This is a genomic window from Hungatella sp. L36 (genome assembly GCF_014288035.1).
This window is the reverse complement of sequence record NZ_JACOPC010000005.1, coordinates 413,408-431,441: the sequence shown is the minus strand read 5'-3', so window position 1 is coordinate 431,441 and position 18,034 is coordinate 413,408. Positions and strand designations below refer to the sequence as shown.

Genomic DNA, 18,034 nt, shown 5'->3' with positions numbered 1-18,034 from the left:
TTGAAGAATGTTCTTTTTATACATAAGAATATTTTACAACAAAAAGTGACAAAGGAAAACCCCAAAACCCCTCATGAGTGAGGGGCAGGGGAGTTGAGAGTGCCGAAGGCACTTTGTTCTTTGCACAAATATGAAAGGAGTTTTGATATGCTGAAAGGAATTGTGAAATGGTTTGATGTACGGAAGGGATTTGGATTTATTACAGATGAGGACAACATTGATTATTTTGTCCATTATTCCGAAATCCATGGAGATGGTTTTAAACGGCTGAAGGAGGGGCAGAAAGTGAACTTTGAGCCAGGGGAGGATGACAGGAAACGAAGTGTTGCATTATCAGTGACGGTGGAGGAGCAGGAATGAATTGGCGAATCAGAATGAAAAAGCGGCATGCCTTGTTTGTTTTGGTTGCCACCTGTTCTGCTATCAGCTATCTATTTGGCTTTATAGCCCATGCGGAGACAGTCAGAGGTGAGGAGGGGAGGTTTGAGACAGGAGATACACTGGAGGTTGAGACTGGCCTCGGTGATGGATACAGCACATTGGGATTCACCTGTCTGGATACGGATTACCGGGGTGGATATCTGTTTGTGTCGGATGAGGTCATTCCCTACTCTCTGTGTGTCCGTTATGCGGCTTCCAATAACGATTATACCTACTCGGATGTCAGGACATGGCTTAACCAGCAGTTTGCTGATACCTTGTCAGTATCAGGGGACCTGCTCCCCGTAAAACTTTCAGAGACTGGGGATTCCATATCAGACCGGGTTTTCTGCCTGTCTGTTGATGAAGTAAAGAACCCTGCCTACAAAGCGATTACCAGAAAAATCTGGACACCGCAAAGAGGAATGCGCTACTACTGGACCAGGTCGCCTAGAGAGAACACGACAAACCAGGCCTATATGGTGCAATACAACGGACACATTGCTTCCAGCCGGGTATCATTAACAGAAGCCGGGGTCCGCCCGGCCTTTGTCATACAGAAGGGAGAACCAGATAATACACAGGGCAGAATCTGGTATACCGGGGATACGATGGAACGGTCAATTGCCGGGAAATCATATACCTTCCGCTGTATTGATCCAGATTACTGTGATGCCGGAAGTAACCGGAATGGAGCGCTGTTTCTCTGTGACACCATTATTGGTGGAAGCGAAAGCCTTTTTGACGGGAGGGCAAATGCCTGGGAAGCGTCTGATTTAAGGGCATGGCTAAACCAGGAATTGGAGGATAGGGAAAATCTTGCGGAAACGGTTACAACCTGCCCGTTTACCTATGCGGGAAAAAGTAATAATTACCAGATTTCAGCCCGGAGCTTTACAAAGCGCAGCCGCCCGGGAATTAAAGTCACGGACCAGATATTCTGCCTTTCATTGGAAGAAGCGCTCCGGTATCCGGATATCTTATGGAGGCTTGGTGGTGCAGAAGAGAATAATTTTATAAATGCAGGAACCTTCACGACGGGCTATTGGCTGCGTACACCTGCGGCCGGCGACGGAACGAAGGGTTATGCTGTTACCTATGACGGCCGGGTGGCACCGGAGGATGTAACCAATAAGAAAATCGGTATCCGTCCGGCGTTTGTGGTAGTTCAGGAATAAAAATTTGCACATAGGGAATTTTCTGAGAAAAAGGAGAACAAGATGAAGAAAAAGATGAAGAAGGGGCAGGCAGTTCTATCTGCATGGACCTTGATTGCAGCGATGGGGTTAACTCCAGTTCTTTCTGTATCATATCCAAACGGTATCGCTACCGTTTATGCAAAGGAGGCCGTTAACGAGGCGGTAGAAGAAGCCGGTACAGCTCCAATGGCCAGTCCGTCAGAAGCTAGGCGGGAGAAAGAAAAAGACAGCGCAGAAGGGGAAATGGCGCAAGCAGGTATCACCCAGACTGACCAGAAGGCGGACCAGGATGCAGGAACTTCAGATTTAGAGGACAAAACAGAAGCAAAAGCGGAGGAAGAGGAAAACGAGGCAGGAACGGAGGAAATCAAAACCAAGGAACCAGAGGCAGGGGCAGCAGAAGTCATTACAGATAAAGATGAGCTGATTCCGGCTACTCCTTCCAATGCTACTCCTTCCAATGCCATGTTTTACAAAGGTGCCTTGAATATTTGGGGCGGTATGGAAATGAGTGACCATTTTGATGGAGAGGGAACCGAGGAAGAACCTTACGAGATTAACTCGGATAAGGATTTAAAACTCCTGGCGTATCATGTTGCTAATGAGGAAGTGGACGGTTATGAGGGGTACTATTTTGCTTTGACACGGGACATATCCTTAAGCGATACTGCCTCCTGGCTGCCGATTGGATATTTTACAGAAGCCGGGGACAGCGAACCGAAACCATTTAAGGGGAATTTTAACGGACAGGGATACCGCGTGTATAACCTGAAAATCAGTGATACGACTCAGGATTATGCCGGGCTGTTCGGCAGTGTCCATGGAGCGGTGATTGAAAATCTGACGGTGGACGGACAGGTGAATGCTCACAGTAAGGCGGCACTTCTGGTTGGAGAGACGAACGACAGCACCATAAGTAATTGCAGCTCCAGAGGACAGGTGCGTGGCGTAGGTGTCATCGGTGGGATTGTTGGGGAAGCATATGACAGCGTGATTTTGGAGTGTACCAATACAGCTGGAGTCTTGGGGGGAACCGATGCAGACGGCGTAAATGATGCTTACGCTGGAGGAATCTGCGGCTCTGCCCAATCCTCCTTTATGAGTGACTGCACCAGTGATACCACAGATAGCTACAGCGCTCTTTACTCAGAAGGATATGTAGGCGGAATTGCAGGAAATATCTACGAAACGGAAATATATAATACATATGTGGAAGGTAAGGTTGGCAGCACGTCAGCGGATTATATCGGTGGTCTGGTGGGAAGGATGCAGAGCGGCCAGCTTAAGAATGGCCGGTTTGCAGGGACCATTGGAGCATCTACTTCATCGACATTAAAGACAGCGGGACTCTTTGTGGGATATATTGAAGGTGGGACCATTGATTTAGGAGATGACCTCGCCTATCTCTATACGGATAGTGAGGACAAGTACTCATTAAATCCCTTTGGAAATAAATTAACACCGCAAATTCGGCTGGAACATCACATCGGGGCATATTATTCCAACCAGCGGGATTTTTCCCTTTACCAGATGGGAAGTTTTATAAAGCAGACAAACCGTTATTTTTATGAGGAACTGGAAACGGGAGTTTTGGAAATTGGAAAAGAGAATATCCATCACTATGCTCCCAGTAAGACGGGAGATCCGGTCAGGGGGTATTTGATTACAATTCCGGCTGTGGACCATGGTACACTCTCTGTGCTGGAATCCCAGAATAATTTTGCAAAAGAAATCAACTGGGCAAACCCGGGAGCCGTAGCGAAGGGAGCCAAAGTCCTGGTGTATACAAGTCCTTTAAATGAAACGGAGTCAGAGCCCCCTGTATATTATGAATTGGTGCCGGATTCCCTGTCCTGGACAACCGACGATTTTGACAAAGAGGAAATCATACATACCAATGGGGCTGAAACCTCCTTTACCATGCCGGAAGGAAACATTACCCTGTCTGCTAAATACCGGGCAATGACTAATGGTGTTATCCTGGATAAGACGGAGCTGACGTTTGAGATAGAACAGATACGCAGCGGTTCCCGTTGGAATCCGCAGATAGGCTGGAAGGTTACTGATCCGCAGAAACTGACGGCTACCGTAATACCGGATACGGCGGCAAACAAGAACATCATTTGGAATGTGAAAGATACGGATGGCTCATCTACCGATGTCATCCATGTTACAGAAAATGGGGAGGTATCGGTCAACCAGTCGGCAAAGTGGATTCAGGAGCTGATACAAGCCGGTGTGGCCAATCAGGAATTATATCCGTCCAAAAAGATAACAACAGAGGGAACCAACTATGCGTCTGTTACGGTAACCACAGAAGCCGGGCAGAAGCGTTCCAGTGCATTTGTTACGGTGAATTTCAAGATTACTGACGATACGGTTGTCCCGGTATCAGATGTTAAGCTCGACCAGTCTGAACTGGCATTTGAGATTGTCAGGACATTAGAAGGGGACCGTTTGGATCCTACAGAACGTTATTCCGTCACACCTTCAAAGCGTCTTTATGAAACGATTACTCCGGAATATGCGGACAACAAAAATGTGAAATGGTCTGTAGGTGATGCGGATATGCTCCGGATTGATTCAGAGGGTATTGTGAGTGCCAAAGAGAATGCAAAGTGGATTTTAGATTTAATCAGGGCAGAAGAAGAGAGAAATAAAGAGCACCCTTACGCAAAAAAGGAAGCGTCTGGTACCCGTTCCAATTATGTGACGGTTACAACGGAAGATGGAGGAAAACAGTCGGTATGTGCAGTGAATCTTTCCTTCCGTACCGATGACCAGACCATAGCACATGTAGCATCGGTAGCCTTAGATAAAAGCGAACTTAAGTTCAGCATAGAGAAGGTGATGACCGGCAGCCGGGCCAACCCGTCTGTTTCCTATCAGGTGACGGATGCCCAGCAGCTTACTGCTTTCGTGATGCCAGAAGAGGCGGAGAATAAGGAGGTAAGCTGGAACTCGGTGAATGAAGCAGTGGTATCCGTATCAGGTAATGGTCTGGTGACAGTTTTGCCGGAGGCAGCATGGATAAAAGCCCTTGAGAAGGTCGATGCAGATAATCTTGCAAGAGACAAGTATTATGTATCCACGGCGGCGGGAACAATGGAAACCAGTATTCAGGTGCTTACCTTGGATGGGCAGAAGTCCGCAGAGTGCAAAGTCGTTGTAGCATTTAAAACAACAGATCAGACACAGCGGCCATCAAGCGGTTCATCGGGTGGAAGTTCCTCCGGTGGTGGTGGCGGTTCCAGCCGTTCTGTCATAGGAAGTGCTATGAGTCCAAACTTTGACAGTGCTGGAACCTGGATTCAGGATAGTACCGGCTGGTGGTATCAGAATAAAGATGGAAGCTATCCGGCTGCCTGCTGGCAGCTGCTTACTTATAATGGGACAAGTGAGTGGTACCATTTTGATGAGAAAGGATATATGCAGACCGGATGGTTTACAGATACAGACGGGAACCGCTATTACCTCCATGCCGTTTCAGACGGGACCAGAGGACGTATGTATACCGGCTGGAACCTGATTGACGGAGTGTGGTACTATTTTAACCCCACATCAGACGGAACCAAGGGTGCTTTATTTATGAACCGCCAGACGCCAGACGGATACCGGGTAGATGCGTCCGGGGCTTGGGTAGAGTAGTTGGTAAAATTGTATATGGAAGGAAAGGCATGGAGAGAGTATTTTCATGCCTTTTCTTTTGTAGCCATTTTATGAAGTTATTGGGCGCTGGAAGGGATGCCTTTGAGGTAATTCCTTAAAAAAAATTCAGAAGTGCCCTCGACATAGATTCCAGAGACTTTGTATGCTATGGATAGAAGGAGGTGCTTATAATGAGAAAAAGTACAGGTTGGAAGCTGGCAATCATATTCCTGGCAGTTACCCTAAACCCGATGTCGGCGTATGCAGGAACATGGAAGAATACTTCAACCGGCTGTCAATACCAGAAAGATGATGGAAATTATGCGAGGGCGGAATGGATAACAGAGAATGGAACATCGTATTATCTGAATCAGAATGGAATTATGGCTGTAAATACTACTACACCAGACGGATACCTAGTGGCAGCAGACGGCAGTTGGGTGACCGAACAGCAGTCGCTTGGCGGCTATGTCCGAACCCCGTATGATAACCGGCCTTATTATTACGATCCAGAATGGCAGGTATATATCTTTGATGAAGATACGGACTATGCGTGGGTGAATGACACACGGGTATTGGCTGCGGTCAGGGGAATTATCCCTGCATCGGAGCTGTCAGAAAAGAACCAGGTAGTTTATGAGGAGGTGTGCAGGTTTCTGACTGGTTTTGACTATGGCGCCAGTGATTATGAAAAGGCGACCAGGATTTATGATGAGATTACATTACGTGCGACCTACAACCGGGGAAAATATACACAGGCAGATGATGAGGTCTACAGCATTCTGGTGAATGGGACTGGCAAGTGTGTTGGGTTTGCCAGGGCCTATAAACTTTTGGCTAATGCAGTAGGGCTTAAGTGCGCGCTTCGGGAGGATTACGTGCACATGTGGAATGCCGTATATATAGATGGTCAGGCAAAAAGCATTGATGTATCTTCAACGAGAACGGATGCGTGTTTTTATCTGGATGTAGTGGAACTCAAATGTCCGTTCTGCGATTACAGAAATGTATTCGGATTAAGGGAGGTTTGCCACCCTTGTCCAAACTGCAAAGCGCAGTTGTATAATCCTGATATGAATTAAATAGCCTAAGTCAAACCGGCACAGCAATGTTAGTCTGTGCCGGTTTTTTGGAAATGAGGAAAAATATGATACGACACGATAGCTTTTTTAAAAGACTGAAGCGTGGTGGCTCGCTGTTTTTAGCGGTGTTACTTGCGGTTCAGTCTTTTTTTTATGTTGGATTTAGTATTATTTCAGCAGATGCATCGGAGGGAGAAAACAGAGGAAGTACGTTTGCCTATTATGGCTCCCAGAATCTTTTAAAAGAGGGAGCAAGTTTTCCTTTTTATGGAAAAAACCATAATCGGGTTGGCCTTTGGCCATATGGGATTACCAATGTAGAAGGCGGCCATTCTGCACCTGGATACTGCCTGGAACCGAATAAGTCCATGCGTTCGGGCACTCCGGGAACGATTGTAACATATGACCTTGATACGGATGGTGACAACCTGCCCCTTGGGCTGACAAGAGAGGATGCGGAAATTTTATGGTACGCCCTCTCATCATCAGGTAATTTTGAAGGAGGCATTTCGGGAAATGGGAAAATCGGCCAGGGACATTATATTTTGGGGCAGGCAGCTACCTGGGCCATTATGTCAGGAAATTGGAATGGGTTAGATGATTTCCGTAGTCAGATGGAAGTCCTAATCGAGAACCTGAAAGATCCTATGCTTGCGGTATTGACAAGAGGAGCATTGGAACAATTTTTTAAACAGGTTAATGGAGCAGTGGAGGAAGGAGCCGTTCCACCCTTTGCATCTAAATTTCAAAGCCAGGCGCCGGTACATAAAATGAAGGAAAACGGGGATGGGACCTATAGTATTACATTGGAGTTTGACGGTGATGATTGGAGGCAGTCCACGCTTGTTTATGATTTGCCAGAAGGGTGGAATGTGTCTCTGGAACATGGCAGAATCACATTTACATGTACGACAGGTAATCCCGATATTGGCCTTGTGAGGGGACATTTTCAGGATGGCTCCCTGGGGGCTCAATACTGGGTTAAGCCCAATAGCTTTAAAATCTGGTATCCGGATGGTTGGAACGAGAGCAGTGCAGTAGATGGGAAACAGGCCATGATTACAATGGCAGGGAAACAGGAATCGTGGGAGGTTTGGCTGTCTTTTGGAAAAAGTACAACACACCGAGGGGAAGGAGACTATGAAATTCCATATACCCAGTACCTTCATGAGGAGACCTTTAAGCGGGATTATGTCATTGAACTGGAAAAGCAGTGTTCCGAGACAGGGAAAACTTTGGAAAACTCCACCTTTGAAGTATTAGAAAAGTTTGAGTTTTCGCAGCTTGACGGGACAAATCTGGAAAAAGACCAGTTTATGAAAATGGTGCCCACATCAGAAGGGAAATTTGAAGATTTAACTGTGTGCGATATGGGGCTTGGTACAGATGCCAACGGACATTTTTCGCATTCGGATAAGAAGCTTTATAAATATGAGAAGACTTATTGTGGGGGACACCCAGATCCAGTCATTCATTATGTGGATGGTGACTCTGACTCGGCCGATGAAGAAAATGAACGCCGGAAGAAAAAAGCCTGGGATGCCTGGCAGGAGTGCGTGGACTGGTGTGAGGAAAATTGTGATTTCCATTCCATCGATGAGGGCGTTGCCAGAGACTTAATGGAGGAGGACCGGGATGAGGCATGGAGTACCTATATTCACCTGAAGCGTATTTACACAGTCAGGGAAACAGACGCCAGAACCGGATATATCCTTCATGACCTGCACAATGATGATGTCTCCATTGAAATTGTTGAATTTTCATCTTCTCAGTCAGAAGGAGAGGGTGCCATTACCGGCTATTACCCTGGCAATCGGGCAGTTTCGGTTCGAGAGATGGAGGATGTGCCGCAGTTGTCAAAATCGGAGAAGGTTACAGATATTGTTCAGGCGGGAATGTCAGATGAAGGGAATCAAAACAGTGATTCAGTTACCGGACAGGAAAAAATACCTGAGGATAAAGGGAATGAACAAGAGCCTGCTTTTAAGGAGCATGAGAACACAAAGAAACATGAATCGGAATCTTCCGGTGACACAGCAGAGACCGGTGAGGAAGGGGCGAAGGAGGTGGATGCCGGGTCAGAGGAAACAGCAGATACAACAGAAATAAAAGAGTCTGATGAGGCATCCCAGCCATCAATGGAAAACAGAGAGGAAACAGATGAAGAGGCCAGTCCTGAAGCTGAAACGCAGGATTCTGGAAATGAAGCTGAATCAGTGGAAGAAGAGACCATAACAGAGGACCTTCCTACCGTAGCAACCAGATCCCAGATAGGGATAGAAAAGGACGTGGCCACACCGTCAAATGCGTCCACCTATTTGGTTTCACGCCCGGCCTCTATAAAAGTTGGAACAGGCGGACACTGGGAATGGGATGGTGTCCAGGAAGACAGTGAGGTGGCACCGATTGAGCAAGGCAGCTATCCGTCCGGGTACATTGGTTACGCTTATCTGGTGAAGGATCACAGGACAGAAGGAGAGCTGCATATTAATAAGCGGGATAAAGAACTTTTTGAGCTGGAAGAGGACAGCTATGGAAAAGCCCAAGCAGATGCAACCTTAGAGGGCGCTGTATATGGACTATATGCGGCAGAGGACATCAGGCATCCAGATGGGAAAACCGGTGTTGTATTTTCTGCGGGGGAGTTGGTATCCATTGCCACAACGGATAAAAATGGTGATGCTTCATTCTTAACCATAACAGAAGTATCAGAAACCTCAAGAGAGGTACCGAATCTCTATACGGGTAATGAAGTACGGAATGGAAATGGCTGGATTGGACGTCCGCTTATTTTAGGCAGTTATTATATAGAAGAAATCTCACGCTCTGAAGGTTATGAACGTTCTGTAACCGGCAAGAACTTATCTGAGAGCAATCGAACAGGAAAGCCTATTGTCTTAACCGCGTCAGGGAGTGCCTATACAGATGGATTTACCCATAGTATTAATGAATGGTTTGAGGATTCCTATGATTTTACGGTTAAATATTATAAAACAAAGGGTTTCGATATTCTGCTTTCCGGTCTCCCGGAGCGTGTCAAGGCATATGAGGTGACAAGAAAGGAGACTGCATCACAGGAGCAGGTGATAACCGGAACAGAGCGCGTAGAGAAAAAAGATGCACAGGGAAATATCCTGTACCGGACTGCCGAGGGTGGAGAATACAAGTTAGACGAAACCGGGAATAAGATTATAAAATCAGATGATAGCGGCAATCCGGTGTTGTCTGACCGGGCGCTCACCCAAACTGTTTCGGCAGTGAACCGATTAAATGATTATATCTCATCCATTGAGCGGGAGGAACCGTCCGATTTGGATATGGAAGAATCAGAAGATATTGACGAGGATTATATTTTGTGGGAGACATCATCGGCTCTTGCTCTTTCGGGGTATAAGAGTGGGCTGTCTGATTACCCGTTTAAAAAACTCAAATTATTTGGAAAGACAAATGGGAAGATGATAGATGAGATTCTGACCTTCTGCTCCTCGGAAAGTTTTTGGGATGCATATGATGTAGATGCAGTATATGAAGAGGCGGGAACCTGGTATGCAAGAATTCGTTATGGATATAAAGCATTGGCGAACCAGCCAGCCATTTATGAAAGCGGCAGTGGTCTTTTAGTAATCCGAAAGGAATATGAGGGCGGGTTTTATTATGCAGTCTATGAAGAGGGACAGTATGATATGGATGGTTACCGCTTCACAGTAGAGAAAAAGGAACTGGACCTGGAGGCTTTGGGGCAAGACGAAATTCTGTTAAAGACGGTTTATGCACCTGTCTATGAGACCTATGCGGCTGGGGAGTTCATATTGGACAGTGAAGGACAGAAAATCCCGCAGATGGAGGCGGTTCCAATCTATACCAGCCAGGAGGTGGTTTCCTATGAGGAAATTCTGACCCCTGTAAAGACTACCGCAGTGGAGGGTCAGGTGAGCATCCATGTGGATACGGACGAGGAATTTACAGAGGGGGAAAAACATGAGAGAACTTACCGGGTAGTGACAGAACAGAAAATAACAGAATATACAGCAACCGTGAACGTCATGACGACCAAACCTGCACAGAAGAGTGGCTCTTATCTAAAGTTCCCTGTATTATTCTATCCGGGCCAGTATGAAATCTATGAAGATAACGGCACACGGAAAGAGCCGGTTATTATGCTGGAGCGGGTGATTAAGCAGGCAATCGAGGTGAAAAAGGATATTGCTCTGGACTCCTATGAGCATAATACCTATGAGATTCACCGTGACCCGTTTACCGTTCTTTTTGGAGGGTATAACGGAACACAGGAGACGAAGACGCTTCCCGGCTTTTTCTTTAAACTGTATCTGCGTTCTGATTTAGAGAAAACAGACAAGCTTATGAAAAAGGAAGATGGCAGTTATGACTATGTAACATTTTTCAAGGAAAATCCCGATGCTGCGTTTGAGCTTGCAATTGAGTGGGATTTGGAAAAGTATGATGCAGACGGGGATATGACAACCGTACATGCAAACCGGGGCGGCGGGAAGGACGACTACTGGGGACAAAGCAGGATGCTTCCTTACGGTACATATGTTTTGGTGGAGCAGCAGCCAACAGGCCTCCCACAAAAACATTATGAGATTGATGCGCCTCAGGAGGTAGAGATTCCTTTTGTTCCACAGATAGATGCCGATGGTACAGTACATGATAAAATCCCATCTAAGGAATATCTTTACGACTCTGCCATGACACCGGAGGAATTGACTGAGCGTTATCAGATTCGATTTAATGAAGAAACCCATATCATATATGCGCATAATAATGACGGCGATTTTGAAGTGTTTAAGTATGGTCTGGAGCCGGACAGCAGAAGGGATTGCCAGAATGAGACAGTAGCGAGGTATTATCATTACGGCTCTATCAGCGAGGATGCTGGAAGTGCAGACCAGGTGTATTATGAAACTTATTACGACCGGGATGGAACGATAGCGGATTATGGTGTAACAATGAATGGAGTGGTTACCATGACCGGAAAGTCTACTGCCGTGGACCGGATGTACGCGAAAGCACTTGTACCCTGGAGTGTGTTAGATCCCAGATATGGAGAAGTAATCAACGATGACGGCGATATCGGAAACCGGGAAGCTGGCCTGGAGACAGATGGAACCTTTAATTTTATTTCCTTTGCAGTCAAGGATTTTGAGAATGAGTTTTACAGCTCCAGACTCAGGATTGAGAAATTGGATTCTGAAACTGGAGAAAATATTCTGCATGAAGGAGCGCTCTTTAAGATTTATGCAGCCAAAAGGGACGTGATTGGAAATGGTGCTTCCGGTGTGACAGGAAGCGGGGATATCCTGTTTGATGAGGAGGGAACGCCTCTCTATGAGGAACGTGAACAAATTTTCATGCAGGACGACACCGGAGCGGAAGTAGGGGTTTTTAAGGCTTACACCACAATCCGGGACGGAGAAGTTGAAGGAGAGGACGGAAGCCTGCATACAGAGAAGCAGTGCGTGGGGTATCTGGAAACGTATCAGCCGTTAGGCGCCGGCGCTTATGTTCTGGTGGAGGTAGAGGCACCGGATGGATATGTGAAGTCGAAACCTATTGCATTTACGGTATACAGCGACAAGGTGGAATATTATGAAGACGGCAATCAGGAGAAAAGGACGCAGGCGGTAAAATACCAGTACATGCGTCCCATTGGCGCTGACGGGAAAACCGTTGTAGAGGATATGCACCAGATTATTGTAAAGAATGCACCTACACATATAGAAATACATAAGCTGGAAAACCGTGCGGATGCCGTCACATACCGTGTAGAGGGAGATGAAAAGCAGCTAAAAAACCGCGGGGACGTGGATTTACAGTATAAACCCAATGGGGAATTTGCCGGGTTTGGTTATGTGACAAAACGCCTTGAAAACGGTCAGGAGAAGATATATGTGGAGAATGCAACACTGACATTGTATGAGGGGCTGGAAGTAAAGCAGACTGGGGAACACGAGTATGAGAAAGTCAAGGTGAAGAGAAATCTATTTGGCTCAGTAACGGGAATCCAGGCGTATGATACCGGCGTGGATACCGATATAAGACAGACTGGGACAAACGCAGCAGGGCAGGCGGAGTGGGATATTACAGAAGAGGATAATCCACCCGTGGACATATGGTATTTTGACTTAAAATATGATCCCACAGAACTTGATGAACAGACCGGCATCCTCTATGGACTGGATGACTGGGGGAACCGTCTCTGTATGTTGGATTCAGAAACAGGTATGGCTTATGTGACAGATAAAACCGGCGCAGTGATTGTCTGGCCGCTTGATGAAAATGGGGATAAAATCATTTCCCAATCCGTAGAAGTATATACCAACGGGGAAGGAAATTCATCTATCAACATGGATTTGCAGCCAGTACCAGATGAAAACGGGCTTCCTATCTATTATAAGGATGGCGGTGTTATATGGATTGAGAATGAATGGGTGACGGACCATGGTGCCTGTGAAATTGCAAGAGTAAGGCAGGGCGCCTATATCCTGGAGGAGACAGCTGCCCCGTTGTCAGACGGTTATGTACAGTCCGCATCAGTCGGTGTGATTGTCCGTGATGTAAGCGAGAAGCAGTCCTATGTGATGGAGGATGATTACACAAAGATTGAGGTATCAAAGCTTGATATGACTTCCAGAAAAGAGATTGAGGGCGCGGTTTTAACACTCTACGAAGCATACCGCGTCTATGATGATTCCGACCGGGGGTGGCATTTGGAAATTCTCCGGGATATGGAGGACAAACCGATTGTAGCGGAACGATGGGTGTCAGAAGGAAACGTTCCACACTGGATTGACCATATCATGCCGGGAGATTATATTCTTCAGGAAACAAGAGTACCAACAAAGGCCGGCTATGTGACGGCGGAGGATGTGGAAGTCACCATATTGGAAACCGGTGAAGTACAAGGCTATGTAATGGAAGATGATCATACAGCGGTAGAGGTTTTAAAGCTGGACTCCCGGACCGGGGCTGTGATGGATAATCTTCACCGGGCCACACTGGCTTTATACGAAGCCCAGGTAGATGAGAATGGGGAAGTGCAGTATAGAGATGATGGAACCATACTCTATCATCAGGAAAAGAAGGTGTATGAATGGCAGACAGATGATGGAAGTGATGTGAGAAAAACGGCCCATCAGGTTACCATACCGGGTGGACACAGCTACACGGCCTATGATTATGAGATAGAGCAGGTTCCGGGAACAAGTCAGGCGGTTTGCTATATCACGGAGACAGGAGCCATGCGTTTTGAGTATCTTCCTGTGGGGAAATATGTGTTGGTAGAAGAGCAGGCTCCTTACGGCTATACAGTGGCAGCACCGGTTTATGTACCAGTCCTTGATGTGGGTTCTAAGGAACGGGTGCAGACCATTACCATGACAGACGAACCGATTCAGGTACTCCTGACAAAAGTGAATGTGACAGGTGGAAAAGAAATTTCCGGAGCCACAGTTGCCGTCTACCGTGCAAAGGAAGATGGTACACTTGCCAAACACCAAATGAAAGACAAAAACGGGAATCTGTTGTATGTAACCGATACGGACGGGAATCTGTTGCAGGATGAAGACGGGAACCATATTCCGGCTATGGAGTACGAAGAGGCGTATCTGGTGGAACGCTGGATTTCCGGCTCAGACGGAACATACACGAAGCGGGACCAGAAAGAAGGCAGGATACCGGAAGGTTATGAAATCGGGGATTTAAGGCTTCATGAGTTAAGTCAGCCAGCCGCAGGGAATTACTATTTTGTTGAGGAACAGTCTCCCTTTGGATATGTGAGGGCTGCAGAACTGCCGTTTGCGATTGTTGATACACTGGATATTCAAAAGATTGAACTGGTAAATGAACTGATTCTGGGCCAGGTTGAGATTATCAAGACCGATAAAAGGAATCCGGAACAAGTTTTATCAGGTGCAAGGTTCCGATTGTCCAATCTGGATACCAATGTGGCGACCATTCTGATAACGGATTCCGATGGTCGGGCAGTCAGCTCCCCGGTCCCCATTGGAGGGATAGGAACGGATGGGGCGGTAAGCCTCTATCATTTCCGGATACAGGAGGTGGAAGCGCCTGACGGTTATCTGCTTGACCCGACAGTCCACGACTTCCAGTTTAATATAAAGACAGACCAGTACCAGACGCTCACCTATCAGTATGAAGCAGCGGATAGCCCTAATAGGGTTATCATTTCTAAAAAGCAGCTTACAACAAAGGAGGAACTGCCGGGCGCCAGCTTAGAGGTCCGCAGAGTCACAGAGATGGTTGACAAGGACGGAACGGTTATACGGATTGACGGTGATGTGATTGAAAGCTGGATTTCCACGGAGGTCCCGCACGAACTGGAATGCCTGACAGAGGGAATGTATGTCCTAATCGAGACACGGGCACCGGAAGGATATATAGAAGCAGAGAAAGTGTACTTTACAATATCCGGGAACATGACAGTGGATGACATGCCTATGGTGGAGATGTTTGATGATGACACCAAGATTGAAATCAGAAAGGTGGACAGTGAAAACGGAAATCCTTTAAAGGGTGCGAAGATGCAGCTGATTTTGGAAGCGTCCGGGGAAATCATTAAGGAATGGATTACAGATGAAACCGGAGCGATTCAGTTCTTCGGTCTCCCGGCAGGCGTGTACTTAGTGAAAGAGGTAGAGGCTCCGGAAGGATACCAGATACCGGAAGGTCCCATGCGGATTACCGTGACCAAAGATTATAAGCAACAGACGTTTGTAATGGAGAACCGGATGACCGAATTGATGATTGACAAACTGGACGAGGAGACCAGGGAACCGGTAACAGGAGCAGTGCTGCAGCTTACAGATGGGGAAGGAAATCAGGTGGCGAAATGGGTTACCACTGGGGAACCGGAACTAATCCGCGGCTTAAAGGCAGGCTGGTATATACTGGAGGAAATCCAGGCGGCAGACGGCTATCTGCTTTTAAAGGAACCAGTGAGAATCGAGATTCTGGAGAAAGCAGGAATACAAACCGTTACCATTACAAACCGGAAACTTGAAGTGGAAGTGGCAAAAACAGATAAAGAGACCGGAGAAAACCTGGCGGGAGCAAGACTTCAGTTGATTCGAGATGCCGATGGCATGGTATTGAAAGAATGGGTAAGCGGGAAGATACCTGAAATTTTTAAAGGACTTTCTGTCGGAGAATATACAATCAGGGAATTGACGGCCCCAGAGGGCTATGCAGTAACAGGGCGTTTAAACTTTTGCGTGAGCGGAACCGAGGAAAAGCAGGAGATTAACCTGGTAAATGAGAAGATTGTGGTGGAACTCCAGAAGACGGACACCTTGGAAGGCAGCCCAGTGGAAGGGGCGGTTCTTCAGCTTCTAAAGGCTGCGGGGACAAACGAGGAGACTGTAATGAAAGAATGGGTGTCAGGAAAGGAGCCGCTTATTTTAACAGGAATACCGTCTGGTATCTATACAATAAGGGAAACACAGGCACCGGAAGGATGTGTCCCAATGGAGGATATGAAAATAGAGATCCTTCCTAATCAGACCATGCAGCATTTTGATATTAAAAACCAGCCAATTCAGATAGAGATAGGAAAGGTTAGCGGAGAAACAGGAAAACTGCTGGGCGGCGCTGTTCTTCAACTGGTAAGAGATTCGGACGGTACAGTAATCCGGAAATGGACATCCAGGGACGGTGAGGCTGAACACTTTAAAAACCTTGCGGGCGGTACGTATATAATACGTGAGGTGAAGGCTCCCTCCGGCTATGAGAAAATGGAGCCGCAGGAAATAGAAATAAAAGATATTGAGGCGATACAGGAATTTGTGGTCAAGAACTATAAAATCACCCATTCAGGTGGCGGCGGTGGCAGCACTCCGAATCACCCGAGACCCTCAGCGGAGTATATGGAACTGTTTAAGATTGATGGAAGAACTGGCCAGAAGCTTGCAGGGGCAAAGATTACCGTTTACAATCCAGACGGCAGTGTCTATGCGGAAGGATTTACAAATGCAGCAGGAATATTCCGGTTTAAGAAACCTTTAAAAGGAGCCTATACATTTAAAGAGACGGAGGCACCAGAGGGATACTATCTAAATGAGGTACTGCATGCGTTTGCAGTAACTGAAGATGGGACCATAGAAGGGGATACGACTATGGAAAACTACAGTAAAACAGAAATGATAATCTCTAAAGTGGATGTAACAACAGCAGAGGAACTGCCTGGCGCCGAGATCGAGGTCACAGACCAGGACGGAAACCATATCTTCTCCGGCATTAGTGATGAAAAGGGAAAAGTATATTTTCCGGTCCCGTCTCCGGGGGAATATCATTTCAGGGAACTGACAGCACCGGAAGGGTATGACAGAAACGAGACGGTCTTTTCATTCACGGTGTTTGAGGACGGCAGTATAATTGGCGACAATACCATTACCGATCAGAAACATTACGGAACAATCACGGCCAATTATGAGACAAATAGAAGGGGAGAGGGTGATTTGATGGTCGGTGAACTTAATCATGCACCAAAGACAGGAGATACCAGCTATTTTGTAGGGGTGTTCATGGCATGGCTTGCATCCGTAGTAAGCCTGTTAATTGTTTCCCTCTCAAAGTGGAGAAAAAAACAAAAGAAATCAAAAACAGGGATAAAGGCTGGCATGTTTCTATTGTTGGCAATAATGGTAGTTAGTACGCCGGTGATGGAGTCTCAGGCAGCGGAAGATGTAATTGAAAATATATATGAGGAACACCAGTATACAACGGAAAACCCCGATTCTAATGAAGCAGAAAAGCTGTTTGAAAAAGAAATTGAGAGAGACGGAAAAAAATACCGTCTCTCAGAAATCCGGACAGAAGTGCTGGAAGAACAGGGGAAAAGGAGTTCTGGAAATTCTTTTGAAATCGCAACAAGCCCGTTTATTGATGGAAAAGTGGAGGTTAGGCCGAAAGAACAGATAACCCGGAATGGAATTACTTATCATTTGGTAAAATCCCAGAAGGAAGCAGCCGTTATACGGGCTCATGAGGTACCGGTAAGTGAGGAAGTCTTATATGAAGCAGTGGAAGCCAAGGACATGATACCGTCAAAAATCAAGATGACGGTAACAGATGAGAAAACCGGGCAGATGATGGAGACTATTGCAAAAATTTCTGACCAGACATTTGGCGGGGAGCGCCTGGACGATACATTTTCCTTTTCAGCTGTGTTCCATGAATATGGGCTGGACGGCTATTGGATTGGGGACCAGGTTTTTAAACTGAGTGGGACTGAACCAGACTTCACCGGATATGAAGGGCAGCTCCTTTCTCTGATTGAGGCTGATGCTGAGCATTATACCATAGAAGCAGCAAGGTGGGATGGGGAAGCTTACACAGATGAAGCGGGTATCCTATGCCGTAGGGTTGTTATAACTGGTACCAAGAAGGTGAGTGACTGCACAGTGATATATGAGGGAAGTGCCTATTTTCCGGAGGAGGAAGGCGTACGCCTGATTTCTACCTATGATAGCGGGGAAGAAGAGGTAGAGCAATACACCATGAAAGCAACGGGGGTTTACATACCTAAAAAGAACCATGGAGCAGCGGTCGCCACTGTGATTGGTGTTACCAGTGTCGGTGCAGGTACTGCAGGATATACCTATTATCGGAAAAAGAAGCAGAATCAAAACGTATAAGCAAAGAGGG

General features: G+C 46.6%; 5 protein-coding genes. All 5 read left to right on the top strand.

What is annotated here, in order from left to right; genetic code table 11:
* Positions 1 to 147: 147 nt before the first annotated feature.
* The 5 genes from H8S80_RS15580 to H8S80_RS15560 all read left to right on the top strand — a co-directional run bounded on the left by H8S80_RS15580 (position 148) and on the right by H8S80_RS15560 (position 18,024).
* Positions 148 to 360 carry a cold-shock protein gene (locus tag H8S80_RS15580; RefSeq protein ID WP_002591407.1) on the top strand — a complete coding sequence of 71 codons (213 nt, stop codon included), beginning with the start codon at positions 148 to 150 and terminating at the stop codon, positions 358 to 360.
* Positions 357 to 1,598 (top strand): DUF6273 domain-containing protein, encoded by a 1,242-nt coding sequence (locus H8S80_RS15575; protein ID WP_117565641.1) that lies wholly within the window; start codon positions 357 to 359, stop codon positions 1,596 to 1,598. The genes H8S80_RS15580 and H8S80_RS15575 overlap by 4 nt, the downstream gene beginning before the upstream one ends.
* A gap of 42 nt (positions 1,599 to 1,640) precedes the next feature.
* On the top strand, positions 1,641 to 5,267 hold the full coding sequence (locus H8S80_RS15570; protein WP_117632898.1) for an Ig-like domain-containing protein: 3,627 nt from the start codon (positions 1,641 to 1,643) through the stop codon (positions 5,265 to 5,267).
* Between the two features lie 191 nt (positions 5,268 to 5,458).
* Positions 5,459 to 6,349 carry a transglutaminase domain-containing protein gene (locus H8S80_RS15565; protein WP_002591410.1) on the top strand — a complete coding sequence of 297 codons (891 nt, stop codon included), beginning with the start codon at positions 5,459 to 5,461 and terminating at the stop codon, positions 6,347 to 6,349.
* 65 nt (positions 6,350 to 6,414) lie between these two features.
* Complete coding sequence (locus tag H8S80_RS15560; protein WP_187049059.1) at positions 6,415 to 18,024, top strand: SpaA isopeptide-forming pilin-related protein; 11,610 nt, start codon at positions 6,415 to 6,417, stop codon at positions 18,022 to 18,024.
* Positions 18,025 to 18,034 lie beyond the last annotated feature (10 nt).

Excerpts from the sequence above, each read along its gene's own strand:
- H8S80_RS15580 (WP_002591407.1), top strand. The coding sequence starts at position 148 with ATGCTGAAAGGAATTGTGAAATGGTTTGATGTACGGAAGGGATTTGGA.
- H8S80_RS15575 (WP_117565641.1), top strand. The coding sequence starts at position 357 with ATGAATTGGCGAATCAGAATGAAAAAGCGGCATGCCTTGTTTGTTTTG.
- H8S80_RS15570 (WP_117632898.1), top strand. The coding sequence starts at position 1,641 with ATGAAGAAAAAGATGAAGAAGGGGCAGGCAGTTCTATCTGCATGGACC.
- H8S80_RS15565 (WP_002591410.1), top strand. The coding sequence starts at position 5,459 with ATGAGAAAAAGTACAGGTTGGAAGCTGGCAATCATATTCCTGGCAGTT.
- H8S80_RS15560 (WP_187049059.1), top strand. The coding sequence starts at position 6,415 with ATGATACGACACGATAGCTTTTTTAAAAGACTGAAGCGTGGTGGCTCG.